At 68.4% G+C, this 26,973-nt stretch carries 24 protein-coding genes and 2 pseudogenes; 13 read left to right on the forward strand and 13 right to left on the reverse strand.

What is annotated here, in order from left to right; all coding sequences use genetic code 11:
* A pseudogene (locus tag QM569_RS02810) lies at positions 1-1,054 on the reverse strand (DNA mismatch repair protein MutS); the annotation flags it as partial.
* Between the two features lie 602 nt (positions 1,055-1,656).
* Here QM569_RS02810 and QM569_RS02815 point away from each other — a divergent pair.
* Complete coding sequence (locus tag QM569_RS02815) at positions 1,657-3,714, forward strand: putative bifunctional diguanylate cyclase/phosphodiesterase (RefSeq protein WP_414985730.1); 2,058 nt, start codon at positions 1,657-1,659, stop codon at positions 3,712-3,714.
* 70 nt (positions 3,715-3,784) lie between these two features.
* Here QM569_RS02815 and QM569_RS02820 read toward each other — a convergent pair whose 3' ends face one another.
* Together QM569_RS02820 and QM569_RS02825 are read right to left on the reverse strand one after the other, a co-directional pair.
* Positions 3,785-4,660, reverse strand: coding sequence for an inositol monophosphatase family protein (locus tag QM569_RS02820; RefSeq protein ID WP_414985708.1), 876 nt, complete (start codon positions 4,658-4,660; stop codon positions 3,785-3,787).
* A 78-nt stretch (positions 4,661-4,738) separates the two neighbouring features.
* Complete coding sequence (locus QM569_RS02825) at positions 4,739-5,401, reverse strand: hypothetical protein (protein WP_414985709.1); 663 nt, start codon at positions 5,399-5,401, stop codon at positions 4,739-4,741.
* 96 nt (positions 5,402-5,497) lie between these two features.
* Here QM569_RS02825 and QM569_RS02830 point away from each other — a divergent pair, with 96 nt between their 5' ends.
* The 3 genes from QM569_RS02830 to QM569_RS02840 are packed head-to-tail and all read left to right on the forward strand — an operon-like array spanning position 5,498 to position 7,735.
* Positions 5,498-6,268 carry an RNA methyltransferase gene (locus QM569_RS02830; protein WP_414985710.1) on the forward strand — a complete coding sequence of 257 codons (771 nt, stop codon included), beginning with the start codon at positions 5,498-5,500 and terminating at the stop codon, positions 6,266-6,268.
* 33 nt (positions 6,269-6,301) lie between these two features.
* Positions 6,302-7,075 carry a serine O-acetyltransferase gene (gene cysE / locus QM569_RS02835; RefSeq protein WP_414985711.1) on the forward strand — a complete coding sequence of 258 codons (774 nt, stop codon included), beginning with the start codon at positions 6,302-6,304 and terminating at the stop codon, positions 7,073-7,075.
* 6 nt (positions 7,076-7,081) lie between these two features.
* Positions 7,082-7,735: a nitroreductase gene (locus QM569_RS02840; protein WP_414985712.1), complete on the forward strand. Its 654-nt coding sequence runs from the start codon at positions 7,082-7,084 to the stop codon at positions 7,733-7,735.
* Between the two features lie 60 nt (positions 7,736-7,795).
* Here QM569_RS02840 and mog read toward each other — a convergent pair whose 3' ends face one another.
* Complete coding sequence (gene mog / locus QM569_RS02845; RefSeq protein WP_414985713.1) at positions 7,796-8,374, reverse strand: molybdopterin adenylyltransferase; 579 nt, start codon at positions 8,372-8,374, stop codon at positions 7,796-7,798.
* On the reverse strand, positions 8,364-8,996 hold the full coding sequence (gene yjgA / locus QM569_RS02850) for a ribosome biogenesis factor YjgA (RefSeq protein ID WP_414985714.1): 633 nt from the start codon (positions 8,994-8,996) through the stop codon (positions 8,364-8,366). Before yjgA ends, mog begins: the two co-directional genes overlap by 11 nt.
* 42 nt (positions 8,997-9,038) lie before the next feature.
* Between yjgA and pmbA the strand changes: the two genes are divergently transcribed.
* Entirely contained in the window at positions 9,039-10,424 is a 1,386-nt protein-coding gene (gene pmbA / locus QM569_RS02855) for a metalloprotease PmbA (RefSeq protein ID WP_414985715.1), read from the forward strand.
* An 89-nt stretch (positions 10,425-10,513) separates the two neighbouring features.
* Here the strand turns inward: pmbA and QM569_RS02860 are convergent, their stop codons facing one another.
* From QM569_RS02860 to QM569_RS02875, 4 genes are all read right to left on the reverse strand, one after another.
* A complete protein-coding gene (locus tag QM569_RS02860) occupies positions 10,514-11,596 on the reverse strand; it encodes a tartrate dehydrogenase (protein WP_414985716.1) in 1,083 nt (360 codons plus the stop codon).
* A 15-nt stretch (positions 11,597-11,611) separates the two neighbouring features.
* Complete coding sequence (locus QM569_RS02865) at positions 11,612-12,058, reverse strand: GatB/YqeY domain-containing protein (RefSeq protein ID WP_414985717.1); 447 nt, start codon at positions 12,056-12,058, stop codon at positions 11,612-11,614.
* 77 nt (positions 12,059-12,135) lie between these two features.
* The gene (gene rpsU / locus QM569_RS02870; RefSeq protein WP_007833691.1) at positions 12,136-12,348 is read right to left on the reverse strand and encodes a 30S ribosomal protein S21; all 213 of its coding nucleotides are present in this window, start codon (positions 12,346-12,348) and stop codon (positions 12,136-12,138) included.
* Positions 12,349-12,474: 126 nt separating this feature from the next.
* On the reverse strand, positions 12,475-13,710 hold the full coding sequence (locus QM569_RS02875; RefSeq protein ID WP_414985718.1) for an NAD(P)/FAD-dependent oxidoreductase: 1,236 nt from the start codon (positions 13,708-13,710) through the stop codon (positions 12,475-12,477).
* Positions 13,711-13,737: 27 nt separating this feature from the next.
* Between QM569_RS02875 and QM569_RS02880 the strand changes: the two genes are divergently transcribed.
* The 6 genes and pseudogenes from QM569_RS02880 (at position 13,738) to QM569_RS02905 (ending at position 22,237) form a co-directional block, all read left to right on the forward strand.
* Positions 13,738-14,220 (forward strand): DUF4124 domain-containing protein, encoded by a 483-nt coding sequence (locus tag QM569_RS02880; protein ID WP_414985719.1) that lies wholly within the window; start codon positions 13,738-13,740, stop codon positions 14,218-14,220.
* Between the two features lie 194 nt (positions 14,221-14,414).
* Positions 14,415-15,626 (forward strand): annotated as a pseudogene (locus QM569_RS02885) (NAD(P)/FAD-dependent oxidoreductase); the annotation flags it as partial.
* A 74-nt stretch (positions 15,627-15,700) separates the two neighbouring features.
* Entirely contained in the window at positions 15,701-18,502 is a 2,802-nt protein-coding gene (locus QM569_RS02890; RefSeq protein ID WP_414985720.1) for a molybdopterin-dependent oxidoreductase, read from the forward strand.
* 20 nt (positions 18,503-18,522) lie between these two features.
* Entirely contained in the window at positions 18,523-19,446 is a 924-nt protein-coding gene (ybiB, locus tag QM569_RS02895; protein WP_414985721.1) for a DNA-binding protein YbiB, read from the forward strand.
* Positions 19,443-20,231 carry a uroporphyrinogen-III C-methyltransferase gene (cobA, locus tag QM569_RS02900; RefSeq protein ID WP_414985722.1) on the forward strand — a complete coding sequence of 263 codons (789 nt, stop codon included), beginning with the start codon at positions 19,443-19,445 and terminating at the stop codon, positions 20,229-20,231. Before ybiB ends, cobA begins: the two co-directional genes overlap by 4 nt.
* 347 nt (positions 20,232-20,578) lie before the next feature.
* Positions 20,579-22,237 (forward strand): methyl-accepting chemotaxis protein, encoded by a 1,659-nt coding sequence (locus tag QM569_RS02905; protein ID WP_414985723.1) that lies wholly within the window; start codon positions 20,579-20,581, stop codon positions 22,235-22,237.
* A 62-nt stretch (positions 22,238-22,299) separates the two neighbouring features.
* Here QM569_RS02905 and QM569_RS02910 read toward each other — a convergent pair whose 3' ends face one another.
* Entirely contained in the window at positions 22,300-22,599 is a 300-nt protein-coding gene (locus QM569_RS02910; RefSeq protein WP_414985724.1) for a DUF4148 domain-containing protein, read from the reverse strand.
* 281 nt (positions 22,600-22,880) lie between these two features.
* On the opposite strand from QM569_RS02910, the gene QM569_RS02915 reads away from it, so the two are divergent.
* On the forward strand, positions 22,881-23,321 hold the full coding sequence (locus QM569_RS02915; RefSeq protein WP_414985725.1) for a CBS domain-containing protein: 441 nt from the start codon (positions 22,881-22,883) through the stop codon (positions 23,319-23,321).
* On the opposite strand, the gene QM569_RS02920 is transcribed toward QM569_RS02915, so the two are convergent.
* Genes QM569_RS02920 through QM569_RS02930 form a run of 3 tightly spaced genes read right to left on the reverse strand, consistent with a single transcriptional unit; the run spans position 23,318 to position 26,302 of the window.
* On the reverse strand, positions 23,318-24,127 hold the full coding sequence (locus QM569_RS02920) for an ABC transporter ATP-binding protein (RefSeq protein ID WP_414985726.1): 810 nt from the start codon (positions 24,125-24,127) through the stop codon (positions 23,318-23,320). The genes QM569_RS02915 and QM569_RS02920 overlap by 4 nt on opposite strands.
* Positions 24,124-25,044 (reverse strand): nitrate ABC transporter permease, encoded by a 921-nt coding sequence (ntrB, locus tag QM569_RS02925; protein ID WP_414985727.1) that lies wholly within the window; start codon positions 25,042-25,044, stop codon positions 24,124-24,126. Before ntrB ends, QM569_RS02920 begins: the two co-directional genes overlap by 4 nt.
* A 13-nt stretch (positions 25,045-25,057) precedes the next feature.
* A complete protein-coding gene (locus QM569_RS02930; protein WP_414985728.1) occupies positions 25,058-26,302 on the reverse strand; it encodes a CmpA/NrtA family ABC transporter substrate-binding protein in 1,245 nt (414 codons plus the stop codon).
* A gap of 396 nt (positions 26,303-26,698) precedes the next feature.
* Here QM569_RS02930 and QM569_RS02935 point away from each other — a divergent pair.
* Positions 26,699-26,973: PepSY-associated TM helix domain-containing protein (locus QM569_RS02935; protein ID WP_414985729.1), on the forward strand; the 275-nt coding region annotated here is incomplete at its 3' end.

Here is a 26,973-nt window from a genome sequence, read left to right on the forward strand (position 1 = left end):
ACGGGCCGCTGCCGCCGCCCGAACCGCCCGCGCCGCGCAGGGCCGTCGTGGCGGCCAGGCGCTGGCGGGCCTCGGTGCGGTCGCGGCGCGGCTCCAGCAGCCAGGTCTTCAGCAGGCGGCTGCCCATGCCGGTCATGCAGGTGTCCAGCAGCGAAAACAGCGTGGGTGCGTCGTCGCCGCGCAAGGTCTTGACCAGCTCCAGGTTGCGGCGCGTGGTGGCGGGCAGGTCGATGAGGTCGTCGCCGCGCTGCACCTGCACGCTGTGTACGTGCGTCAGCGCGCGGCCCTGCGTGTGCTCGGCGTAGGCCAGCAGCCCGGCGGCGGCCGCGTGCGCCTCGCCCAGGTCCTGCGCGCCCCAGGCTTGCAGGCTGGCCGCGCCCAGGTTTTCGAGCAGCTTGCGCTCGCCCAGGGCGCTGTCGAACTGCCAGTCGGGCCGGGGGCTCATGGGGCAGGTGAACGCGCCGCTCTGGCGCAGCGCCTGCAGCTGCTGCTCGAAGCGCTCCGTCACGCCCGCGCTGTAGATCAGCTCGCTGGGGGCAACGCGCGCCAGCCATGCGCCCAGGTCGCCTGCGGCGCACTCGGCCAAAAAGACGCGGCCCTGCGTCACACTCAGCCACGCGAGGCCGCAGCGCGCGCGCGGGCCCTGGTGGATGGCCATCAGCAGCGACTCGGCCTTGTCGTGCAGCAGCTCGGTATCGGTCACCGTGCCGGGCGTCACCACGCGCACCACCTTGCGCTCCACCGGCCCCTTGGCCGTGGCCACGTCGCCCACCTGCTCGGCGATGGCGACCGATTCGCCCATCTTGATGAGCCGCGCCAGGTAGTTCTCCAGCGCATGGAAGGGCACGCCCGCCATCACCACCGGCTGGCCTGCCGACTGCCCGCGCTGCGTGAGCGTGATGTCCAGCAGGCGCGCAGCCTTCTCGGCGTCCTGCCAGAAGACCTCGTAGAAGTCGCCCATGCGGTAGAACAGCAGCGTGTCGGGGTAGCTCGCCTTGAGGGCGAGGTACTGCTGCATCATGGGCGTATGCCCGGAAAGATCGGAGAGGGTCATGGATGTAGGCGCTTGCGGGGGGACGATTTTGCCCGCTTGGCGGTATGCTGGCACGGAGGTTCGGGCGTTCCGGGCCCGATTCCAGGAGATGCGTGATCGCCGTGATCCAGCCCCCAGTGCCGCCCCACCTTCCCGCTGCTGCCGGTGAGGGCCATGCCGCGCCCGTGCCGCCGACGGGCCTGCAGGCCCTGGAGGATGCCGTGCCGGTCGCGGTGATGGCGTTCCAGCTGGCGGGTGGCCGCCTGCTGCTGGCGGCTGCCAATGCGGCGGCGCGCGGCATGCCAGGGCTGGAGGCTGCGTACACCCTCGGGTCGGATGCGGGCCAGGTGTTCGGCCCGCTGGCGGACCCGCCGTTGCTGGAGCGCTTGCTGGACGTGGCACGCGCGGGCGAGCCGCTGGATTGCCGCAAGGTGGTGCGCGAGGCCGACCGCCTGGTGCTGGCCTGGGACCTGTCCGCGCGCCGGGTGGCCGACGGCGGCATCGTGGTGACGGTGCGCGATGCCGCCGAAGCCGAGGGCCTGCGCGCCCAGCTTGCCGCCGCCGAGCAATCGCTGGAGAGCGTGCGGCGCGAACTGCGCGAGCAGACCGAAGTCTTCGACACCATGGAGAGCCTGGCGCGCACGGGCCACTGGCGCCGCATCGAGGACGCTGGCCAGACGGTGCTGCTGTGGTCGCCCGGCCTGTGCGACATCGCGGGCTTCGAGCGGCAGGAGCGGCTGGACGCCGAGCGCGCCATCAGCGGCATCCTTGACGAAGACCGGCCGGTGTTCCACCGCAGCCTGCGCGAGCCCGGCGTGGGCGACGACATGGAGTACCGCTGGCGCCGCCCCGACGGCGAGGTGCGGTGGATGCGCTCGCGCCTGCAGCGCACGCTGTCGCGCGACGGCGCGCAGATCGTCATGGGCGTGGTGCAGGACGTGACCGAGGAGCACCGCGCGGCGGAGCAGCTGCGCGAGCGGCTCGTGTTCATCCAGCGCATCGCCAGCCGCATTCCCGGCTACATCTACGAATACCGCATGCGTGCCGATGGGCACACCAGCATGGTGTACGTCAGCGATGCCGTGCGCGAATTCATGGGTGTGGAGCCGCACGAGGTGCTGGCCGACGAGTCCGTGATCCGGCGCAACGTGGTGGTCGAGGATTTGCCTCTGGTTCAGCGCACGGCCATGATCTCGCTGCGCACGGTCACGCTGTGGCAGTGTGAATACCGCGTGCGCCAGGCGGACGGCAGCGTGCGCTGGCACATGTCCAGCGCCATGCCGCACCGCGAGCCCGACGGCTCGGTGGTCTCGCACGGCTTCACCATGGACATCACCGACCGCAAGCGGGCGGAGCAAGAGGTCGAGCGCCTGGCCTTCTACGACGCGCTCACGGGCCTGCCCAACCGGCGGCTGCTGCTGGACAGGCTGGAGCGCTCCCAGGCGAACTGCCAGCGCAGCGGCAGCCTGGGGGCGCTGCTGTTCATCGACCTGGACAACTTCAAGGACCTCAACGACACCCTGGGCCACGACATGGGCGACCAGCTGCTGGCGCAAGTGGCCGCGCGATTGGTGAAAAGCGTGCGCGAGGCCGACACCGTGGCGCGCTTCGGCGGCGATGAATTCGTCGTCATGCTCGACGGCCTGGCGCCCCAGCTGCAAGAGGCCGCCGCCCAGGCGGAAACCGTCGCCGAGAAACTCCTGGCCAGCCTGAACAAGCCCTTCGAACTGGACGGCTCGCGGCACTACAGCACCCCCAGCATCGGCATCACCCTCTTCGGCGACGAACGCCTGTCGCTGGACGAGCTGCTCAAGCGCGCAGACCTGGCCATGTACCAGGCCAAGGCGGCGGGCCGCAACACCCAGCGCTTCTTCGACCCCGACATGCAGGCCGCCGTCAACGCCCGCTCGCAGCTCGAAGCCGACCTGCGCCAGGGCCTGGCGGCGGGGGAACTGCTGGTGTACTACCAGCCCGTGGTGGACCACCGAGAGAACGTGCAGGGCGCCGAAGCCCTGGTGCGCTGGCGCCATCCCCAGCGCGGCATGGTCAGCCCCGGCGAATTCATCCCCCTGGCCGAGCAGACGGGGCTGATCCTGCCGCTGGGCCAGTTCGTGCTGCAGACCGCCTGCAAGCAGCTGCGGCGCTGGAGCGAGCACCCCGAGACGGCGCGCCTGAGCATCTCGGTCAACGTCAGCGCCCGGCAGTTCCGGCAGGCGGACTTCGTGGCCCAGGTCCTGCAAACCCTGCGGGACCACGGCGCAGACCCCGGAAAGCTCAAGCTCGAACTCACCGAAAGCCTGCTGCTGGGCGACACGCAAGACACCATCGCGCGCATGGCGCAGCTCAAGAGCGAAGGCGTGGGCTTCGCGCTGGACGACTTCGGCACGGGCTACTCATCGCTGAGCTACTTGAAGCGCCTGCCGCTGGACCAGATCAAGATCGACCAGGGCTTCGTGCGCGACGTGCTGACAGACCCCAACGATGCGGCCATCGTGCGCACCATCCTGGCGCTGGCTGCGAGCCTGGATCTGGACGTGGTGGCCGAGGGGGTGGAGACGGCGGGGCAGCTGGCCTTCCTGCGGCTGCACGGCTGCGAGGGGTTTCAGGGGTACCTGTTCGGGCGGCCTGGGCCGGTGGAGGACATCGCCGCCCTCATGCAGCCCAGGGGGGCGGGCTGGTGAGGCGTTGGGCATAAAAACAGGCTCCAGCGCTTGTCCCGTCAGCGCTGGCAGCTATTGAAAACGTAGCAAATCAGGCGGCGGTGCCGTCTTCGCCGTCTGCTGCGGCCTGCCGCACGGCGGCCTTGTCGCCCGCGCCCGCGAACTTGCTGTACTTGGTGAGGATGGGCACCAGTTGCCCGTAGATGCGCGGCGTGCCCGCCAGGCATTCGCGCTGCTCCAGAAAGTCCGCCTCGCCCGTGAAGTTGCCGATCAGGCCGCCGGCCTCGGTCACCAGCAGCGAACCGGCGGCCACGTCCCAGATGGACAGGCCGGTTTCAAAGAAAGCCTCGGTGAAGCCCGCCGCCACGTAGGCCAGGTCCAGCGCGGCGGCGCCCGGGCGGCGCAGGCCCGCGGCGCGCTGCATCACGTCGGCCATCATGTTCAGGTAGGTGTTGAAGTTGTCCCCGGGGCGGAAGGGGAAGCCCGTGGAGATCAGCGATTCCTTGAGCTGCGTGCGCTTGGAGACGCGGATGCGCCGCTCGTTCAGGAAGGCGCCGCGCCCGCGCGTGGCGGTGAACAGGTCGTTGCGCGTGGGGTCGTAGATGACGGCCTGCTCGATCTTGCCCTTGACCGCCAGCGCGATGCTGACGCAATAGACAGGGAAGCCGTGGATGAAGTTGGTGGTGCCGTCCAGCGGGTCGATGATCCAGATGTAGTCCGAGTCCTTGGCGCCGTGGGTCTTGCCCGACTCTTCGGCCAGGATGCCGTGGCCGGGGTAGGCGTCCAGCAGTGTCTGGATGATGGCCTGCTCGCTCGCGTGGTCCACCTCGGTCACGAAGTCGTTGATCTGCTTTTGCGAGATGCGCACCGACTCCACGTCCAGCGCCGCGCGGTTGATGATGGCGCCGGCGGCGCGTGCGGCCTTGATGGCCACGTTGAGCATGGGGTGCAGGTTGGACGACGACATAGGTTGTAGGCAAAGGACAGCGGGCTGCGCCGACGATGCAGCGCGAAACCGGCGATTTTACCCGCACCCCCCGTTCGTTCAGCGCGGGTAGCCGCCGTCCATGAGCTGCTGCGGGTCCACCCAGTCGCCTTCCTTGTAGATCTGCGGGCGGCCCCGGCCGCGCAGGCGAATGTGCAGGTACTTGGTCTGGCCGTAGGCCGGGTCGCCGCCCATGCTCTGCGGGTCCACGGGGAAGGGGCGGCCCTGCTGCAGCAGCTGGCGCACGCGCTGCGTCACGTCCATGCCGCGCCCGTCCACGCCGAAGACGGCCTGCTCGATGCGGTCCCAGCCCGGCTGGGGGCGACCGCCGCCGTGGCCGGGGCCGTCGTTGTAGCTGCGGAACTGCGCGCCGTCCACCCTGTCGCCCTCGCGGTAGGCAAAGGTGCGGCGCATGCCGTTGCGGCCCTCGGCCTCGATCCACAGCGTCTTGGTCTGGCGCGGGGCCGGGTCGGTGCGGAAGGTCTGGTTGCTGGCGGTGAACTGCCGGTCCTGCGCGACGAGCTGCTGCACGCGGTCGGTCACGTCCACGTTGCGCCGCTCGGTGCCGTAGGTGGCGCGGATCACGCGAAAGAAGGTGCCGCCGCCCTGGCCATAGGGCGGGTAGGGGTTGGGCGGGTCGTTCGGCTGCGCGCGTGCGCCGAACGTGGCGAGCAGGGCCGGGGCCAGCAGCAGCCACTGGCGGCGGGGGAGTCGTTGGGTCATGTGATTTCTCCTGTGTTGACGAAACGGTTATAGAGACACAACGCGGTCGCCGCTGTCAGCGAATACCGATGTTTACAACCAGAGACAATGCCGTCCATGCGCACCCGTTTCATCCTCATTCATACCAGCCATGCAGGCAACGTCGGCGCCGCCGCCCGCGCCATGAAGACCATGGGGTTCACCGACCTCGTGCTGGTCGCGCCGCGCTGGCCCAACGTGCTGCGCAAGGAGGAGACCATCCAGCGCGCCAGCGGCGCCCTGGACGTGCTCGAGAACGCCCGCATCGTCCAAACCCTCGACGAAGCCCTGGACGGCATGAGCCACCTGTGCGCCACGGCCATGACGCCGCGCGACTTCGGCCCGCCCACGCGCGCACCGCGCGCGCACTTCGATTTGCTATTGAAAAAAGAGCTGCCAGCGCTTTATGGACAAGCGCTGGAGGCCAATTTGACCCATGAAACCGGCGTGGCCTTCCTGTTCGGCAGCGAGCGCTTCGGCATGGCCAACGAAGACGTGTACCGCTGCCACGTGGCCCTCTCCATCCCCACCAACCCCGGCTTCGGCTCGCTGAACCTGGGCGCGGCCATCCAGGTCATCGCCTACGAATGGCGGCAGGCGCTGGGCGGTTTCGCCGTGCAGGAATCCGCCCCGCAGGGCCAGCGCGCCGATGCGGCCCAGGTGGCGGGCATGCTGGCGCACTGGGAGCAGGCGCTCACGGACGTGGGCTTCCTCGACCCCGCCGCGCCCAAGAAGCTCATGCCGCGCCTGAACCAGCTTTTCAACCGCGCGCAACCCACGCAGGAGGAAATCCACATCCTGCGCGGTGTCGCCAAGGCCATGATCGAGACGGCGCGGGCAAAACGCTAGACTGCGTTCCCTCTTTACATATAACCACAACGCATGTTCGCCCGCCTGCGCTCCGACATCCAGTGCATCCTCGACCGCGACCCCGCCGCGCGCAGCACCTGGGAGGTCATCACCTGCTACCCCGGCCTGCACGCCATCTGGCTGCACCGGCCCGCGCACTGGTGCTGGACGCACGGCCTCAAGTGGCTGGGGCGCTTCATCTCGCACCTCGCGCGCTGGTGTACAGGCATCGAGATACACCCCGGCGCCAAGGTCGGCGAGCGCGTGTTCTTCGACCACGCCATGGGCACGGTGGTGGGCGAGACGGCCGAGATCGGCGACGGCTGCACCATCTACCAGGGCGTGACGCTGGGCGGCACCTCGCTCTACAAGGGCACCAAGCGCCACCCCACGCTGGGCCGTGACGTGGTGGTGAGCGCGGGCGCCAAGGTGCTCGGCGGCTTCGAGGTGGGCGACGGCGCCAAAATAGGCAGCAACGCCGTCGTCATCAAGCCCGTGCCCGCAGGCGCAACCGCCGTGGGCATCCCGGCGCGCATCATTCCGTCCAAGGAGGGGCAGAGCGCCGACGTGACCGAGCACACCAAGTTCAGCGCCTACGGCGTCGAGCAGCAGCAGGACGACCCGCTGTCGCAGGCCATGCGCCAACTGGTGGGCAATGCCGCGTCGCAGGAGCACCAGATCGCGCTGCTGTGGCAGGCCATTGAAAAGCTGGCCGCCGCGCAGAAAACAAGCGACTGCGTGCCCTGCGATGCGGCCAAGGAAGAATGCTTCGAGGCCGACAAGCTCAACACCATCATCGGAAAGTAAGCCTTCATGAACGTGACAGACGCCCTGCGCCAGCGCCGCTCCGTGCGCGCCTTCAAGCCCGACGCGCTGCCCGCCGCGCTGGTGCAGTCCCTGCTGGAGCAAGCGGCCCAGGCCGCATCGGGCGGCAACCTGCAGCCCTGGCGCGTGCTGGCCCTGGCGGGCGAGCCGCTGCGCCAGGTCATGGCCGCCGTGGCCGCCGCCCAGCCCGAGGAGGGGACGGAGTCCTACCCGCCCAACCTGTGGGAGCCGTACCGCACGCGCCGCTTCGCCAACGGCGAAGACCTGTACCGCAGCATCGGCATCCCGCGCGAGGACAAAGCGGGCCGCCTGCGCCAGTTGGCGAAGAACGCCGAGTTCTTCGGCGCGCCCGTGGGCATCTTCGTCTGCACGGACGAGCGCATGGGCAAGCCGCAGTGGGCGGACTTGGGCATCTACCTGCAGTCGCTGATGCTGCTGGCCGTGGAGCACGGCCTGGCCACCTGCCCGCAGGGCTTTTGGCGGCGCTATGCGGGTACGCTGCACAAGGCGCTGGCTCTGCCAGAGACCGACTGCGTGGCCTTTGGCGTGGCGCTGGGCTATGAAGACACGGCGGCGCCCATCAACGCCATGCGCGCAGGCCGCGCGCCCTTCGCCGAGTGGGGCGAGCTGCGCGGCTTCTGATTGCTATTGAAATATGAGCTGCCAGCGCTTGCTGGATAAGCGCTGGAGCCTGATTTGGCTCTAAGATTTCTGCGCACTCTTGGGCCGGAAGGCCTTGCACACTTCGTCCCGCGTCTCCAGGTACGGCCCGCCGATCAGGTCGATGCAGTAGGGCACGGCCGCGAAGATGCCCGGCGCATCCGGCAGCCCTTGCAGTGTCTCGGCGATGGCCTTGGGCTGGCCGGGCAGGTTGATGATGAGGCTCTGCCCGCGAATGACCGCCACTTGGCGCGAGAGGATGGCCGTGGGCACGAACTTCAGGCTGATCTGGCGCATCTGCTCGCCAAAGCCCGGCATCTCTTTGTGCGCCACGGCCAGCGTGGCCTCGGGCGTCACGTCGCGCAGGGCGGGGCCGGTGCCGCCGGTGGTCAGCACCAGGCTGCATGCGGCCACGTCCACCAGTTCGATCAGCGTGGCGCTGATGCGCGCCTGCTCGTCGGGGATCAGGCGCGGCTCGAACGTGACGGGGTTCTTCAGCGCCCGCGTCAGCCAGTCCTGCAGCGCGGGCAGGCCCTTGTCTTCATAGACGCCGCTGCTGGCGCGGTCGCTGATGGAGACGATGCCGATGCGCACCGGGTCATGCACGGCGTCACTCGCCATCGCCAGCCCCCAGGGCGGCGCGCACCAACTGGAACAGCTCGCGGTAGGCGCGGCCCTTGCGCGGGGCCAGGCCCTGCGAGGCTTGCACGTTGGCAGCCTTGCCTTCGGGCGCGTCCTTGCGCGCCTGGCGGACCAGGGCGCGCAGTTGCTGCGTGTCGGTGCCGGGGTGCGCGTCCATCCAGTCGGCCAGGGCGCCGTCGTCGGCGATCAGGCGGTCGCGCCATTGCTCGGCCAGGTGCAGGGCCAGCTTGTCGGCGGCGGAGCCGGTGCGCTGCACCTCCAGCGCCTGGCGCGCGGCGTCCACCAATTCAGGCTCCAGCTTGCGCATGAGCTTGCCCACGTACTGCATCTGGCGGCGCTTGCCCTCGAAGTTGGTGATGCGCCGGGCTTCGGCAATGGCCTCGGCCAGCTTCTCGGGCAGGCCGATGCCGTCGAACAGGTCGGCGCGCAGGGTCAGCAGCTCCTTGCCCAGGTCCTGGAGTTCGTCGCTTTCGCGCTTGAGGTCGGTGCGGCTGGCATCGGGCGTGCCTTTGAGTTCGGCTTTCAGCTGCAGGTCCAGCTCGCTGCCTTCGGCAACGAAATGGCCCTTCACGAAGTAGCCTTTTTTGGGTTTGCGTGACATGGGAGATAGGGGCGAAAGGCGGCAAGTATCATAGCCGCCGCTATGAAAACTACTCCTTCCGCGCCCGAGTCCGGCTTCAGCTACAGCCGCCCTTTTTTTGAAGAGCTGGTGGACCGCGCCCTGAGCCACGCCAAGAAGCTCGGCGCCACCGACGCGGGCGCCGAGGCGTCCGAGGGCTGCGGCCTGTCGGTCAGCGTGCGCAAGGGCGAGCTGGAGAACGTGGAGCGCAACCGCGACAAGTCCCTGGGCGTGACGGTCTATATCGGCCACCGCCGGGGCAACGCCAGCACGTCCGACTTCTCGGGCCAGGCCATCGAACAGACCGTGCAGGCCGCCTACGACATCGCCCGCTTCACGGCGGAAGACCCCATGGCCGGGCTGCCCGACGAGACGGACATCGCCCCGCCCGGCACGCACCGCGACCTGGACCTGTTCCATCCCTGGGCCGTCACCAGCGAGCAGGCCGCGCAGATGGCCATGGTTTGCGAGGCCGCCGCGCTGAAGACCAGCCGCCGCATCACCAACAGCGAAGGCGCGGGCGTGTCGGCCCAGCAGAGCCATTTCTTCAGCGCCCACACGCGCGGCTTTCGCGGCGGGTACGCCAGCTCGCGCCACAGCTTCTCGGTCGCGCCCATCGCCTCGCTGCCCGGCAAGAACGCCGAGATGCAGCGCGACGCCTGGTACAGCTCCATGCGCGACGCGGCCGAGCTGGCCTCGCCCGAGGCCGTGGGCCGCTACGCCGCAGAGCGCGCCCTGAGCCGCCTTGGGGCACGCAAGATCCCGACCACGCAATGCCCCGTGCTGTTCGAATCCACCCTGGCCGCGGGCCTGCTGGGCGGCTTCGTGCAGGCCGTGAGCGGCGGGGCGCTGTACCGCAAGAGCACGTTCCTGCTCGATTCGCTGGGCAAGCCGGTCTTTCCCAAGCACATCGACGTGCGGGAAGACCCCTTCATCCCGCGCGGCAAGGGCAGCTCGCCCTTCGACGAGGAAGGCGTGCGCGTGGCCCCCCGCAAGGTGGTGGATGCCGGTCGCGTGCAGGGCTACTTCCTCAGCAGCTACTCGGCCCGCAAGCTGGGCATGAAGACGACAGGCAACGCGGGCGGATCGCACAACCTGGCGATGACCTCGCGCCTGACGCAGAGCGGCGACGACCTGGACGCCATGCTGCAGAAGCTGGGCACGGGCCTGTTCGTCATCGAACTCATGGGCCAGGGCGTGAACTACGTGACGGGCGACTACTCGCGCGGCGCGAGCGGTTTCTGGGTGGAAAAAGGCCGTATCGCCTTCCCGGTACACGAGATCACCATCGCGGGCAACCTCAAGGACATGTTCCTCGGCATCGAGGCCGTGGGGGCGGATGCCTACAACTACGGGGCCAAGACGGTCGGGTCTGTGCTGGTCAACCGGATGAAGGTGGCGGGCTCCTGAACATCCGGCGATTTGAAAGAAAAACAGCCTCCAGCGCTTGATGGACAAGTGCTGGAAGCTATTGAATCAGGAGCAATCCCGCCCGGACATCAGCCTCGGGCGATATGCGCCGCGATGGCCTCGCCCACCTGCGTGGTGTTGGCCGTGCCGCCCAGGTCTGGCGTGCGCGGCCCGCTGCGGATGACTTCCTCGATCGCCGCCACGATGGCATCGTGCGCCGCCCGGCCCGCGCCCTGGCCGTGGGTCAAAAAGTCCAGCATCAGCGCGCCCGACCAGATCATGGCGATGGGGTTGGCGATGTTCTGGCCGTAGATGTCGGGCGCCGAGCCGTGTACCGGCTCGAACAGGCTGGGGAAGCTGCGGTCGGGGTTCAGGTTGGCCGAAGGCGCCAGGCCGATGGTGCCCGTGGTGGCGGGCCCCAGGTCGGAGAGGATGTCGCCGAACAGGTTGGTCGCGGCCACCACGTCGAAGCGGCCCGGTTGCAGCACGAAGCGGGCGGTGAGGATGTCGATGTGCTGTTTGTCCAGCGCCACGTCCGGGTACTGGCGTGCCACCTCGTCGGCGCGCTGGTCCCACCAGGGCATGCTGATGGCGATGCCGTTGCTCTTGGTGGCGAGTGTGACGTGCTTGCGCGGGCGGCTTTGCGCCAGGTCGAAGGCGAATTTCAGCAGGCGCTCCGCGCCCTTGCGCGAATAGACAGATTCCTGGATGACGATCTCGCGGTCCGTACCCTCGTACATGATGCCGCCGAGCGACGTGTACTCGCCCTCGGTGTTCTCGCGCACCACCAGGTAGTCGATGTCGCCGGGCTTGCGGCCCGCGAGCGGGCAGGGTACGCCCTCGAACAGGCGCACGGGGCGCAGGTTGATGTACTGGTCGAACTCGCGGCGGAACTTGAGCAGACTGCCCCACAGCGAGACGTGGTCGGGCACGGTGGCGGGCCAGCCCACGGCGCCGAAGAAGATGGCGTCCATGCCCTGCAACTGCGCCTTCCAGTCGTCGGGCATCATCTTGCCGTGCTGCGCGTAGTAGTCGCAGTGCGCCCAGTCGAAGGTGTGCAGCTTCAGTGGCAGGCCGAAGCGTTGGGCGGCGGCTTGCACGGCGCGCAGGCCCTCGGGCATGACCTCGCGGCCAATGCCGTCGCCTGCGATCACGGCGATTTGGTAGGTCATGGCGCGTCCCTTTTATCAACCGGCCAGAGCAGCCTTCACGGCGGCGGAGACCTGGCCCATGTCGGCCTTGCCCGCCAGGCGCGTCTTGACCACGCCCATCACCTTGCCCATGTCGCCCGGGCCTGCGGCTCCGACCTCGGCCACGATGGCCTTGACGGCTGCCGCTACCTCGTCGGCGGACATGCGCTCGGGCAAATACGCTTGCAGCACGGCCATCTCGGCCTTCTCCTTGTCGGCCAGGTCCTGGCGGCCCGCGCCCTCGAAGGCGGCGATGCTGTCCTTGCGCTGCTTGATGAGCTTGTCCACGATGGCGACCACGGCGGCGTCGTCGAGCGTGATGCGCTCGTCCACCTCTTTTTGCTTCATCGCCGCCTGCAGCAGGCGGATGGTGCCCAGGCGCTCGCTGTCCTTGGCGCGCATGGCGGTCTTCATGTCTTCGGTGATCTGGTCCTTGAGGCTCATGGTTTTCTCCGGAGTGAAAAACAAAAAACCCGCGCTCGGCGTCCCTAGCGCGGGTTCTTCAAAGAAAGGCTGAACGATCAGTACAGCTTCTTGGGCAGCTGCATGCTGCGCACGCGCTTGTAGTGGCGCTTGACGGCGGCTGCCTTCTTGCGCTTGCGCTCGGCGGTGGGCTTCTCGTAGAACTCGCGGGCGCGCAGGTCGGTCAGCAGGCCCAGCTTTTCGATGGTGCGCTTGAAGCGGCGCAGGGCAACGTCGAAGGGTTCGTTTTCTTTAACGCGGATGGTGGTCATTAGCTAATGGTTTCCAAAATGTGCCCGCAGAGGGAATCCAGGAAGATCGGGCCTGAAAGCCATGCGCGGCGGGTTCCCCGTCTTTAACTAGTATTGGCCGACGGGGTTTGCCAGCAAAGCCGAGCATTATAGCGTCTGTGGCAGAGACTGCGCGCACGCATGCGCGCTGGCCCAGGCCCACTGGAAGTTGTAGCCGCCCAGCCAGCCCGTCACGTCCACCACCTCGCCGATGAAGTACAGGCCCGGCTGCGCCTTGCACTCCAGGGTCTGCTGCGACAGCGCGCGCGTGTCGATGCCGCCCAGCGTCACCTCGGCCTTTCTGTAGCCCTCGGTGCCGGTGGGCGTCAGCTCCCACCGCGCCAGTTGCTCGGCCAGGCGGGCCAGGGCCTTGTCGCTGGCTTCGTTGACGGGGCGCTGCCAGTCGGGGCTTTGCTGCGCCCAGGCGTCGGCCAGGCGGGCGGGCACGTGGGCGGCGAGTTCGTTGGCGATCAGTTTTCTGGAGCGTGCCTTGGCGTCCTGCAAGGCGGCGTGCAGGTCCACGCCGGGCGCAAGGTCGATGGCGATGGGCGTGCCAGGCTGCCAATAGCTGGAGATTTGCAGCACGCCGGGGCCGGACAGGCCCCGGTGCGTGAACAGCAGGTCTTCGTGGAAGGCCATGCGCTCTTTCTTGCTACCAGTCGTGCTGATCTCGACGGGCAGGGCTAGCCCGGCCAGCGGCGCAAAGTCGCCGTCGAAGGTCAGCGGCACCAGGCCGGGGCGGCGCTCCACCAGCGGCACGCCGAACTGCTGCGCCACGCGGTAGCCGAAATCGGTCGCGCCGATCTTGGGGATGGACAGCCCGCCCGTGGCGATGACCAGCGAGCGTGCCTGCGCGGGGCCCCGATCAGTATCAATTTGATAGCTGACGGTGCTTGATGGATAAGCGCTGGAGGCCAAAAACACTATATTTTTGACGCCGCAGGGCTGCCAGCGCGTCACCCGCCCCGCGTCGCACTCGGCCAGCAGCATGGCGATGATGTCTTCGGCCGAGCGGTCGGCAAAGAGCTGGCCCTTGTGCTTCTCGTGCCAGGCGATGCCGTGCCTGTCCACCAGCGCGATGAAGTCGGCGGGCGTGAAGCGCGACAGGGCCGAGCGGCAGAACTGCGGGTTCTGCCCGACAAAGTGCCTGTGCGGCGCGCGCGGGTCCAGGTCGCGGTTGGTGAAGTTGCAGCGCCCGCCGCCGGAGATGCGGATCTTCTCGGCCACCTTGTCCGCATGGTCGATGAGCAGCACCGACAGGCCGCGCTGCCCCGCCTGCGCGGCGCAGAACAGGCCGGCCGCGCCAGCGCCGATGATGACGGCGTCGAAGAAAGGGATGCTCATGGGAGCCGCGGATTGTAGGATGCACGCATGAAACCGCTGATCCGCCGCTACGCCGCCTGCGCCCTGGCGCTGGGCTTTCTGGCCCCGGCCTGGGCCATCAACAAATGCACGGGCGCCGACGGCAAGGTGTCGTTCCAGGACGCGCCCTGCCCGGGCCGGGGCGAGACGATCGAGGCGCGCCCCGCCATGCAGGGCGCCACCCCCATCCAGGCCCCGCCTTCTGCGACGAAGGAAGGCGCCTTCGGCGCATCGTGGCAGCGCAAGAACTACCTGCAGACCCAGGGCGTGCCGCAGGCGCGCGCGGCGCTGGAGCGCCACCAGCGCGAATGCGCGGCGCAGACCGAGGCCGTGGCGCAGGCGGGGCCCCTTCGGCGCAGCGCCCTCGCGGGCACCCAGTTCGCGCAGGAGCGCGAGGCCACCGGCGCCGAGCGCAAGACGGCGTGCGAAGCCCGCACCCAGGAATTGCGCGAACAGCTTCAGGCGCTCGAAAAAGAGCTGGGCGCCCTGTAGTCCTTCGGGGTGCGCCCCAGATCGGTGCAAACCGGCTGGCATGGTCGTTGCGTCATCCTGCCCAGCGGCCCGCCCTGCCATGGCGCGGGGGGCTGCAAGGACAAAGGCGTCCCCACTGGCGGTTTCGGAAAGCCCCGAAGCCGTGCGGTGCGGGCGCCTTTTTTGTTTTGGCACCGACGTAGCGAGGGAACCCGATGACAAAGCCCCGGTTGGTGATGGTCGGCAACGGCATGGCCGGTGTGCGCACGCTGGAAGAGCTGCTCAAGGCCGCGCCGGGCCTCTACGACATCACGGTGTTCGGCGCGGAGCCGCACCCCAACTACAACCGCATCATGCTGTCGCCCGTGCTGGCGGGCGAGCAGACCATCGACGAGATCATCCTGAACGACTGGGGCTGGTACGCGCAGCACGGCATCACGCTGCATGCGGGCTGCACCGTGACGCACGTGGACCGCGCGCGGCGCACCGTCACGGCCACCAACGGCGCGGGCGAGGTCGTGACCGCCGAATACGACCGGCTCATCCTCGCCACCGGCTCCAGGCCCTTCATCCTGCCCGTGCCCGGCAACGGCCTGGACGGTGTGCTGGCCTACCGCGACATTGCCGACACAGAGGCCATGATCGCCGCCGCCACCACCTACCGGCACGCCGTGGTCATCGGCGGCGGCCTGCTGGGGCTGGAGGCGGCCAGCGGCCTGATGAAGCGCGGCATGCAGGCCACGGTGGTGCATACCGGCGACTGGCTGCTGAACCGCCAGCTCGACGAAGCAGCGGGCACGCTGCTGCAGCAGGAACTGGCCGCGCGCGGCATGCAGTTCAAGCTGCGCGCGCAGACGCAGGAGCTGCTGGGCAACGCCGCAGGCCGTGTGTGCGCCGTGCGCTTTGCCGATGGCAGCGAGCTACCCGCCGACCTGGTGGTGATGGCCGTGGGCATACGCCCCAACACGGCCCTGGCCGAGCAGATGCGCCTGTATGTGGACAAGGGCATTGTCGTCAGCGACACGCTGCAGACCGTGACCGACCCGCGCATCTACGCCGTGGGCGAGTGCGCCGCGCACCGGGGCGTGGCCTATGGGCTGGTGGCGCCGCTGTTCGAGCAGGGGCGGGTGGCGGCAACCCATTTGGCGCAGCACGGCATCGGCCTGTACCCGGGCTCGCACACCGCCACCAAGCTGAAGGTGACGGGCATCGACCTGTTCAGCGCGGGCGACTTCGCGGGCGGCGAAGGGGTGGAGGAGATCGTGCTGACCGACCCCGAGGGCGGCGTCTATAAGAAGCTGCTGGTGAAGGACGACAAGCTGGTCGGCGCCTGCCTGTACGGCGACACGGCGCAGGGCGCGTGGTACTTCGACCTGGTGCGCGAAGGGCGCAGCGTGGCGGACATCCGCGATGATCTGATGTTCGGATGCTCCTGATCTGATAGCTGCTTGTGCTTACTGCATAAGCGCTAGAGGCCAAAAAACACTTGAAACCCCACGCCATGCAAGAAACCCGCTCCACCTGCCCCTACTGCGGCGTGGGCTGCGGCGTCATCATCGAAAGCGATGGCGCGCAGATCACCGGCGTGCGCGGCGACCCTGCGCACCCTGCCAACTTCGGGCGGCTGTGTACCAAGGGCAGCACGCTGCATCTCACCGCCGCCAGCCCGGTCACGCTGCAAACGCGCCTGCTGCGGCCCCAGTGGCGCAGCCAGCGCGGCGGCGAAGCCCTGCCGATAGCGTGGGATGCGGCGCTGCAACTGGCGGCGGAAAAGTTCGCCCGCGTCATCCAGACGCACGGCCCCGGCACCGTGGGCTTCTACGTCAGCGGCCAGCTGCTCACCGAGGACTACTACGTCTTCAACAAACTCGCCAAGGGCCTCATCGGCACCAACAACATCGACACCAACTCGCGCCTGTGCATGAGCAGCGCCGTGGCGGGCTACAAGCAGACGCTGGGCGCCGACGCGCCGCCCGCCTGCTATGACGACGTGAACCATGCGCAGTGCCTGTTCTTCGTGGGCAGCAACGCGGCGTGGGCGCACCCCATTCTGTTTCGCCGCATCGAGGCGGCGCGCGCGGCCAACCCCGGCATGAAGGTCATCGTGGCCGACCCGCGCCGCACCGACACCGCCGGGCTGGCCGATCTGTTCCTGCCCATCCAGCCCGGCAGCGACGTGATGCTGTTCAACGGCATGCTGCACGTGATGCTGCGCGAGGGCTGGGTGAATGCGGACTACATCGCCGTACACACCACGGGTTTCGACGCGGTGCAGGCGCTGGTGCGCGAAGCCACGCCCGCGCGCGTGGCCCAGGTGTGCGGCATTCCAGAGGCCGACCTCATTACCGCCGCCCAATGGTTCGCCACATCCGCCGCCACCTTGAGCCTGTACTGCCAGGGCCTGAACCAGAGCAGCAGCGGCACGGCCAAGAACGCCGCGCTCATCAACCTGCACCTGGCCACCGCGCAGATCGGCAAGCCCGGCGCGGGCCCGTTCAGCCTGACCGGCCAGCCCAACGCCATGGGCGGGCGCGAAGTGGGCGGCCTGGCCAACCTGCTCAGCGCCCACCGCGACCTGGGCAACCCGCAGCACCGCGCCGAGGTGGCGGCGCTGTGGGGCGTGGCCGACGTGCCCGCCCAACCCGGCAAGACGGCGGTAGAGATGTTCCAGGCCGCTGCGGACGGCGAAATCAAGGCCCTGTGGATAGCCTGTACCAACCCCGCGCAAAGCCTGCCCGACCAGGCCACCGTGCGCCGCGCCCTGCAGCGCGCGGACTTCGTGGTGGTGCAGGAAGCCTTTGCCACCGCCGCCACCTGTGCCTATGCCGACCTGCTGCTGCCCGCCACCACCTGGGGCGAAAAGACGGGCACCGTCACCAACAGCGAACGCTGCATCTCGCGCGTGCGCCCCGCCGTACCCGCACCCGGCGAGGCGCGCAACGACTGGGCGATTGCGGTGCAGTTCGCGCACCTGCTGGAGGAGCGCCTGCGCCCCGGCGCACCCACGCTGTTCCCCTACAGCCCAGACGATGCGGGCGCCGAAACCATCTGGAACGAGCACCGCGAAAGCACACGCGGGCGCGACCTGGACATCACCGGCCTGTCGTGGCAAATGCTCGACGAGCGCGGCCCCCAGCAATGGCCCGTGCCCACAGGCGCCGCCACCGGCAAGGCGCGACTGTACGAAGACGGCATCTTTCCCACCCCCGACGGCCGCGCCCGCTTCGCCGCCCACGCCTGGCAGTCACTGGCCGAGCCGCGCGGGTCGCGCTACCCGTTCAGCCTGACGACAGGCCGCCTGCGCGACCAATGGCACGGCATGACGCGCACGGGCACCCTGGGCCGCCTGTTCGGCCACGTGCCCGAGCCCTGTGTGCAGATGCACCCCGAGGACATGGCCCGGCATGGCCTGAAAGACGGCGACCTGGTACACGTGACCAGCCAGCGCGGCTCCATCATCCTGCCCGCCCAGGCCGATGCGAACCTGGGCGCATCGCAAGCCTTCATCGCCATGCACTGGGGCGGCGAGTTCCTCAGCGGCCAATCCGCCACGGGCCAGCGGCTGGCGGGCGTGAATGCGCTCACCACCTCGGCGTTCTGCCCCACGTCCAAGCAGCCCGAGCTGAAACACGCGGCGGTCAAGATCCTCAAGGCCCCACTGCCCTGGGCGCTGTTCGCCATGGCCTGGGTGCCTGCCGACGCCGCGCAGTCCGCGCGCGAAGCCCTGGCTGCGCTGATGGGCGAATTCCCTTTCGCCGCCTGCGTACCCTTCGGCAACAACGCGCCGCTGGGCCAGGCCGAACGCACCGGCGTGCTGCTGCGCGCCGCCGCGCACGAGGCCCCGCCCGTGGCGCTTCTCGCGCGCATCGAAAGTCTGCTGGGCCTGGACGCGCCCGACACCCTGCGCTATGCCGACACCCAGCGCGGCCAGCGCCGCGCCGCCCGGCTGCTGCGCCAGGGCGACGCCGCCACGCTGGCGGGCGTGTTGCTGGCGGGCGACACGCGCTCGGCCCACTGGCTCAAGACCCTGCTGCAAGAAGAACTGCCCGCGCAGAGTTATGGCCGCCTGCTGCTCAAGCCCGGCGCCACGGCCCCGGTGGCGGTGCAGTCCCGCGGCAAGCCCGTGTGCAGCTGCTTCAACGTCACCGACGCCGCCATCACCACCGCCCTGGCCCATTGCCACGGCAGCGACGACGCGCGGCTGGCGCAATTGCAGGGCGGGCTGCGCTGCGGCACCAACTGCGGGTCCTGCCTGCCCGAGATCAAGCGCCTGCTGCGGTCATATAACCCAAAGTTGGCTTGACTGGCGGAAAATTGCGTTCCATGAGCATCAGCCAGTACATCAAGGAAATCGGCCGGGGCGCGCGCGGGGCCAAGCCGCTCACGCGCGCGCAGGCGAGCGACCTGTTCGGCCAGGTGCTCGACGGCGCGGTGACCGACCTGGAGGTCGGCGCGTTCTGCCTGGCGATGCGCATCAAGGGCGAGACGGCAGAAGAAATGTGCGGATTCCTGGACGCCACGCACCGGCGCCTGTCCAAGCTGCCCGCCACCGACCGCCCGCTGATCGTGCTGCCCAGCTACAACGGCGCGCGCAGGCTGCCCGTGCTCACGCCCCTGCTGGCGCTGCTGCTGGCGCGCGAGGGCCTGCCCGTGCTGCTGCACGGCATGCGCACCGAGGCGCGGCGGGTTTTGGCATCCGATGTGCTCGCAGCGCTTGATACACCTGCGCTGACAGCTCCTGAAAAAATAGCAAACGGCAGCGTGCGCCACATCCACACCCAGCACCTGCACCCTGGCCTTGCGCGCCTGCTGGCTGTGCGCGAGGTGGTGGGCCTGCGCAACCCGGGGCACAGCGTGGTGAAGCTGATGAGCCCGTGCGCCGGGCCGTCGGTGGTGGTCACGGCCTACACGCACCCTGAGTACTTCGACATGCTGCTGGCCACCTTCGGCACGCTGGGCATGAGCGCCTTGCTCTCGCGCGGGCTGGAGGGCGAGGTCGCCACCGACCCGCGCCGCACGCCGCGCTACGACGGCTTCGTGCGCGGCGTACACACCGTGCTCGAATCACAGCAGCCCGGCACCGCCAGCGACGTGCCCGGCCTGCCCGCCGAGATCGACGTGGCCACCACCGCCGCCTACACGCGCCGCGTGCTCGCGGGCGAACTGCCCGTGCCGCCCGCCATGGCCCGGCAGGTGGAACACATCTTGCGCATCGCGGATCAGACAGAACGAGAAGCCACCCCATGAATACCTACACCTATCCCACAGGCCGCTGCACCCTGGTCGGCGCAGGCCCCGGCGACCCGGAGCTGCTGACCGTCAAGGCCGTGAAGGCCATCCAGGCCGCCACGGTGCTGCTGGTGGACGACCTGGTGAGCGACGCCATCGTGGCGCTGGCAGCGCCTGGCGCGCGCGTCATCCACGTGGGCAAGCGCGGGGGCTGCAAGAGCACGCCGCAGGCCTTCATCGAAAAGCTGATGCTGATGGCCGTCAACGAGGGCGAGAACGTGGTGCGCCTCAAGGGCGGCGACCCGTTCATCTTTGGCCGTGGCGGCGAGGAGGTGGAACACCTGCGCGCCGCCGGAGTGCAGGTGGAAGTCGTCAACGGCATCACTGCGGGGCTCGCGGGCCTGACCTCGCTGGGCGCGCCGCTCACGCACCGCGAGCATGCGCACGGCGTGGTCTTCGTCACCGGCCACGCCCAGCCCGGCGACGCGGGCACCGACTGGCGCCAGCTTGCGGCCGCGGCGCGCGACGCCAAGCTCACGCTGGTGATCTACATGGGCGTGAGCGGTGCGGCCACCATCGAGCAAGAGCTGCTCGCTGGCGGCCTGCCCGCTGGCACGCCGGTGGCCATCGTCCAGCACGCCAGCCTGCCGCAGCAGCGCCATGCCGTCACCACGCTCGCGGGCCTGCACGCCACCCTGGTGCGCGAAGGGCTGGGCAGTCCCTCGGTGATCGTGGTGGGCGACGTGGTGCGCGGCGTGGCCCTGGCGGTGCAGGACGCAGGCCGGGCGCGCAGGAGCGCATGACACGCTCTGAGGGCAGCCCGGCACGGCGGCGATTTGCGCGCTGCGCGCATTTTCTTGCGCTGGGCGCGCTATACGGGGCGCATAAGGCGGCCCCAGACTGCGGCGGCAGTTCTTTTCTCAAAAAATGCACCATTCATGTGAATGAATATCTCCGGCTGCCCATGGTGGGGGCGGAGGGTATTTTCATAAGCAAGCTTATTTTCCCTGTGGAAATTACCGAAGGAACTACCCGGAACAAGCCTTGCTGCGCGTCAATTTGGGTATAGCATATTGACGGAGGGTGTGTGTCAGTGAGCCGTCGCGTGCTTCTGTGCGGAGGGGCCGGGCGCGGATAAAGGAATATTTCCATGCGAATGAATCTCCCGGTCAGTGCGCAAGAATACGCTTTCCCCCGGGGTGAAACCCTGGTCTCCACCACGGACCTGAAGGGGCGCATTCTGTATTGCAACCCGATGTTCATTACCGTCAGCGGGTATGACAAGGAGGAGTTGCTGGGCCAACCCCACAATATCGTGCGCCACCCCGATATGCCCGAGGAGGCCTACCGGGACATGTGGGAAACCATTGCCAAGGGCATCCCCTGGTCGGCCCCGGTGAAGAACCGGCGCAAGGACGGCAGTTTCTACTGGGTGATGGCCAACGTCACGCCGCTGATGCAGGGCGACCAGCCCACGGGCTACATGTCGGTGCGCACCGAGGCCACGCGCGAGCAGATCCAGGCGGCCGAGCAGCTCTACGCGCAGATGCGGGCCGAGAAGCAGGCGGGCAGGCTGGTACACACGCTCAGCGTGGGGCGCGTGGTCAAGAACGACCTGTGGGGCCGCATCAGCGGCGCGCTGCGCCTGGGCCTGGCGGGCAAGATCGTGCTGAGTACGCTGCTGCTGGTGGCCGCCGCCTGGGGCGCCGCGCTGCTGGGCGGGCAGAGCCTGTCGGTGGTCTCCGGCGCTGCCTGGGCAGCTGTGCTGCTGCTGGCCCTGGGCGTTGCGGCCTACCTGCACCAGACCATGGTCGCGCCGCTGGCCCAGATGCTGGTATGGGCCAACCGCATCGCGGCGGGCGACCTCACGCAGAACATCACCGTCACGCGCAGCGACACCGTGGGCTACCTGCAAAAGGCGCTGTCCCAGCTCAACGTGAACGTGCTGTCCATCGTGCGCGACGCGCGCCAGGAGAGCGAGCACATGCAGGTGTCCACCCGCGAGATCGCGCAGGGCAACCAGGACCTGTCCGCGCGCACCGAGGCGCAGGCCGGCAGCCTGGAGCAGACGGCCGCGTCGATGGAAGAAATCACCGGCACCGTGCGGCAGACGGCCGAGTCCGCGCGCCAGGCCGCCCAGCTCGCCACGCAGGCCACCGGCGTGGCCGAGCGCAGCAGCCAGGCCGTGGACGGCGTGGCGGACACCATGAAGCAGATCCAGACCGCGTCGGGCCGCATCGGCGAGATCACGCAGCTCATCGACTCCATTGCCTTCCAGACCAACATCCTCGCGCTCAACGCCGCCGTCGAGGCGGCGCGCGCGGGCGAGCAGGGCCGGGGCTTCGCCGTGGTGGCGGCCGAGGTGCGCAGCCTGTCGCACCGCACGCTGTCGGCGGCCAAGGAGATTCGCCAGCTCATCGACAACTCGGCCACCACCGTGCAAGAGGGCCACGCCAAGACCGACGCCGCGCAGAAGACCATGGCCGAGTCGCTGGAGCTGGTGCGCCGCGTGAACACGCTGATCGGCGAGATCCACAGCGCGTCGAACGAGCAGCTCAGCGGCATTGCGCAGGTCAACGCCGCCGTGGCCCAACTCGACAGCATCACCCAGCAGAATGCGGCCCTGGTGGAGCAGAACGCCGCGTCGGCCCTGCAGCTGCACGGCCAGGCGCAGACCGTGGCCGAAACCGTGCAGGTGTTCCGCATCGACGCCACGGCCCCCACGCAGACGCGCGACGCGGTGGAGCTGCGCAAGCAGATGAAGGGGCCGCAGAAGGCCGCGCCACGGCGGGCGTTGACGGCGCAATAAGCGTCAAAAAAAAGCAAAAAAAGGGCTCCCGCAGGAGCCCTTTTCATTGGCAATCGGACGGATTACAGCGTGCCGATTTCGCCGTAGGCGATCTGGCCGGTGCGCACGGCTTCGGCAGCCTGGGCGCGCACGGCGGCGCGGTCGGTCGTGGACTGGTACGTCACCACGCGCGAGCCTGCGGGTTCCAGGTTGCGGACGGAGGCCACGGCGGCGGCCTGGGCCTCGGCCCGCACTTCGGCGCGGGTGCGGTTGGTGTCGAACTTCAGGGCGAACTGGCCGGGGTCGAGTTCACCGGCCTGTGCGCCGAAAGCGGTCAGGGCAGCCACGGCGGCCAGGGAGAAGAAGCGTGCGGTCTTGTTCATGATGATTCCTTTCAGTGGTTGAAGCGTCTCGAAAAAAACCGGTGGATTCACCGGGTTCGGTGAGTCGCCTTTGCGGGTTCGGCTCATCGATGGGGTGAACTGTACGCCGGTGGAGTTCATTAAAAAACTACTAAGTCACAAATTGACTTTTCTGGATTTTGAAACAATCAAGGCAAGCTTGCCAGGTTTCATTTGTGCCGTTTTGTTTCGCGGGCGGCGCTTGCCAGCGGCGCCGTGATGGGCTGAAATGAGCGCCATCCATCATCCCCGGGAGGACTCACATGACTTTGGTAGCCGACATCCTCAAGCGCAAACCGAACGCCACCGTACACAGCGTGCGCCCCACCGACACGGTGCTGCAGGCGCTGCGCCTGATGGCCGACAAGGGCATCGGCGCGCTGCTGGTGACCGAGGGCGATGCCATCGCGGGCATCTTCACGGAGCGCGACTACGCCCGCAAGATCGCGCTGCTGGGCCGCACGTCCGCCGACACGGCGGTGCGCGACGTGATGACCTCGCACGTGCTGTTCGTGCGGCCCGACCAGACCAGCGAGCAGTGCATGCAGCTCATGAGCAGCCACCGCCTGCGCCACCTGCCCGTGGTGGACGACGGCAAGCTGGTGGGCATGGTCTCGATCGGCGACCTGGTCAATCAGATCATTTCGGAGCAGAAGTTCATCATCGAACAGCTGGAGCAGTACATCTCCGGCGCCGGGCGCTAGGCGGCTTTTTCCACGTGCCCCTGGCGGGTGTACAGAAAGTCGATCACCGCCTTGCGGCAGTGTACGTAGCGCGCGTCCTCGGCCAGCTCCACGCGGTTGCGCGGGCGGGGCAGGCCAACGGTCAGCACCTCGCCGATGGTGGCCGCCGGGCCGTTGGTCATCATCACGATCTTGTCGGACAGCAGCACGGCTTCATCGACATCGTGCGTCACCATGACCACGGTGCTCTGCGTGCGCGCCACGATCTCCAGCAGCTCGTCCTGCAGCTTGGCGCGGGTGAGGGCGTCCAGCGCGCCGAAGGGCTCGTCCATCAGCAGCACCTGGGGCTCCATGGACAGGGCGCGGGCAATGCCCACGCGCTGCTTCATGCCGCCCGATATTTCGCCGGGGCGCTTCTGCGCCGCGTGCGACAGGCCCACCAGGGCCAGCGCGGCGTCGGTGCGCTCGCGCAGCTGCTGTCGGCTTTCCTTGGCCGCGAACACGCGCTCCACGGCCAGATGGATGTTGTCGAAGCAGGTCAGCCAGGGCAGCAGCGAGTGGTTCTGGAACACCACGGCGCGCTCCGGCCCCGGGCCCTTGATCTCCTTGTTGGCGCACAGCAGCGCGCCGTGGGTGGGGCTTGTGAGGCCCGCGATCAGGTTCAGCAGCGTGCTCTTGCCGCAGCCCGAGTGCCCGATCAGCGCCACGAACTCGCCTTTGGCGATGGTCAGGTCGATGCCCTTGAGCGCGGGGAACAGGCCCTTGGCCGTCTTGAAGGTCTGCTCGACGCCCTGGATCTCGATGAACTTGGCGGGGTTGTTGCTCATGACTTCACCTCTTCGAACGTGAACGCCGTTGCCAGCTTGACCAGCGCGTACTCCAGCACCAGCCCCACGATGCCGATGACGAAGATGGCGATGAGGATGTTCTTGACGTTCAGGTTGTTCCACTCGTCCCACACCCAAAAGCCGATGCCCACGCCGCCGGTCAGCATCTCGGCGGCCACGATCACCAGCCACGCCGTGCCCACGGCCAGGCGCACGCCGGTCAGCATGTAGGGCAGCACGGCGGGAAAGAGAATCTTGGTGGCGATCTTCCATTCGGACAGGTTCAGCACGCGGGCCACGTTCATGTAGTCCTGCGGCACGCGCTGCACGCCCACGGCGGTGTTGATGACCATGGGCCAGATGGAGCAGATGAAGATGGTCCAGATGGCCGCCGGGTTGGCGCCCTTGAACACCAGGAGGCCGATGGGCAGCCACGCCAGCGGCGACACGGGCCGCAGCAGGCTGATGAGCGGGTTGAACATGCGCGACAGGAAATTGAACCGCCCGATGACGAAGCCCGCCGGTATGCCCACCAGCGCCGCCAGCCCGAAGCCGATGGCCACGCGCTGCAGGCTCATGAGCACGTTCCAGCCCACGCCCTGGTCGTTGGGGCCGTTGCGGTAGAACGGGTTGCTGAACACCTCCACCGCCTGCGCCCAGGTCTCGCGCGGGCCGGGAATGCTGCCGCCCGTGGTGGCCGACACCGCGGCCCACACCGCCACCAGCAGGCCCAGGCCGCACAGCGGCGGCAGCACGGCCAGCCAGAAGCCGCGCGACAGGGCGGCCCAGTCGCGGCCCGGCTTTTCAAGGTGTTTTTGGCCTCCAGCGCTTGCTGGATGGGCGCTGGCAGCTACTTTTTTCATAGTGATTGGCGCCACCACGGGTTCGGGCGGGGCGTGGAAGACTGCGCTGACCATGGTGCTGGCTCCTTCATGCCTTGATCTTGAAACCGTCGGCGTACTGGGCGGGGTTCTTGCCGTCCCACACCACGCCGTCCACCAGCTTGTGGCTGCGCATCTCGCCCTTGGGCAGCGGCGTCTTCGACGCGGCGGCGGCCTGCTTGTACACGTCGATGCGGTTCACGGCCTTGGCCACGCCCAGGTAGTCCGGGTGGTCCTTGAGCAGGCCCCAGCGCTTGTGCTGCGTCAGGAACCACATGCCGTCCGACAGGTACGGGAAGTTCACCGCGCCCTCGTTGTAGAACTTCATGTGGTTGGGGTCGTCCCAGGTCTTGCCCATGCCGTCCTGGTAGCGGCCCAGGATGCGCTGGTTGATCGCCTCCACGCCGGTGTTCACGTAGGCCTTGCCCGCGATGGTCTCGGCCATCTTGTTCTTGTTGGCCAGGCCCTCGTCGATCCAGCGGCCTGCCTCCAGGATGGCGGCGGTCACGGCGCGCGCGGTGTTGGGGTACTTCTGCACGAACTCGGCCGTGGTGCCCAGCACCTTCTCGGGGTGGTCCTGCCAGATGGCCTGCGTGGTGGTGGCCGTCACGCCGATGCCGTCCATGATGGCGCGGTGGTTCCAGGGCTCGCCCACGCAGAAGCCGTCCATGTTGCCCACGCGCATGTTCGCCACCATCTGCGGCGGCGGCACGGTGATGACCTTGGCGTCCTTCAGGGGGTGGATGCCGTTGGCGGCCAGCCAGTAATACAGCCACATGGCGTGCGTGCCGGTGGGGAAGGTCTGGGCGAAGGTGTATTCGCGCTTCTCGCTGGCCATCAGCTTGGCAAGGCCCGCGCCGTTCACCGCGCCCTTGTCGGCGAGTTTTTTGGACAGCGTGATGGCCTGGCCGTTGTGGTTCAGGTTCATCAGCACGGCCATGTCCTTCTTGGGGCCCGAGACGCCCAGGTGTACGCCATAGACCAGGCCGTAGAGCACGTGGGCAAGGTCCAGCTCGCCGTTGACCAGCTTGTCGCGCACGCCGGCCCACGACGCCTCCTTGGTGGGGACGATGGTCACGCCGTACTTCTTGTCGATGCCCAGCACCGAGGCCATGACCACGCTGGCGCAGTCGGTCAGGGGGATGAAGCCGATCTTCACCTCTTTCTTCTCGGGCGCGTCCGAGCCCTGGGCGTGGACCAGGGCGCGCAGGGCCGGGCTCACCCCCACGGCGCCCGCGGCGGCGGCCTGCAGCACGGTGCGGCGGGTGGGGCGGGGTGTCATCGGGTCGGTCATGGGGCTCTCCTGGTTGCGGGCATCGACAAACAAAAAAGGCGTCCTCGCGCCGCGCGGGGGTTGCACGGGCGGGGACGCCTTTGTCCGGGGTGGAAGGGCGGCACCCGCCATTGGATGGCTCGCCTTTCGCTGCCCTGGGGCGATGCAAGCCCTGTGCCAGCCTGGCATTTACTCAGTTTTTGATAGCTGCTTGTGCTTTCTGAATAGGCGCTGGAGGCCGATTTGGCTTGTAATCCGTGCCACCCTGCTGCAAGGGTGCGCCGCACAGGTTTTGTGCGGCGCACCATCCGAGGGGCATATCCAGGTAAAGATTGGGCAAATGAAAATGGTTTGCATTTGCTGAAACTAGAATCCCCGGTTTGCACGCGGGCTGGCCGCGTACACGCACCCCCTTCCATGACACGACAACAGGACAACCGGCGCCGCGCCTACTGGCTCAAGACGCTGCACGAATGGCACTGGGTCAGCTCCGCGCTGTGCCTGCTGGGCATGCTGCTGTTCGCCGTGACCGGCTTCACGCTCAACCACGCGGGCCAGATCGAGGCCAAGCCCCAGGTCGCCAGCCAGCGCGCCGTGCTGCCGCAGGCGCTGCGCGCCACGCTCGCGCAGCAGGCCCAAGGCGCCGCCGACCGCGCGCCGCTGCCCCCCGCGCTGCACGACTGGCTGCGCGC

This window comes from Acidovorax sp. (assembly GCF_047607405.1).
Lineage (GTDB): Bacteria > Pseudomonadota > Gammaproteobacteria > Burkholderiales > Burkholderiaceae_C > Acidovorax.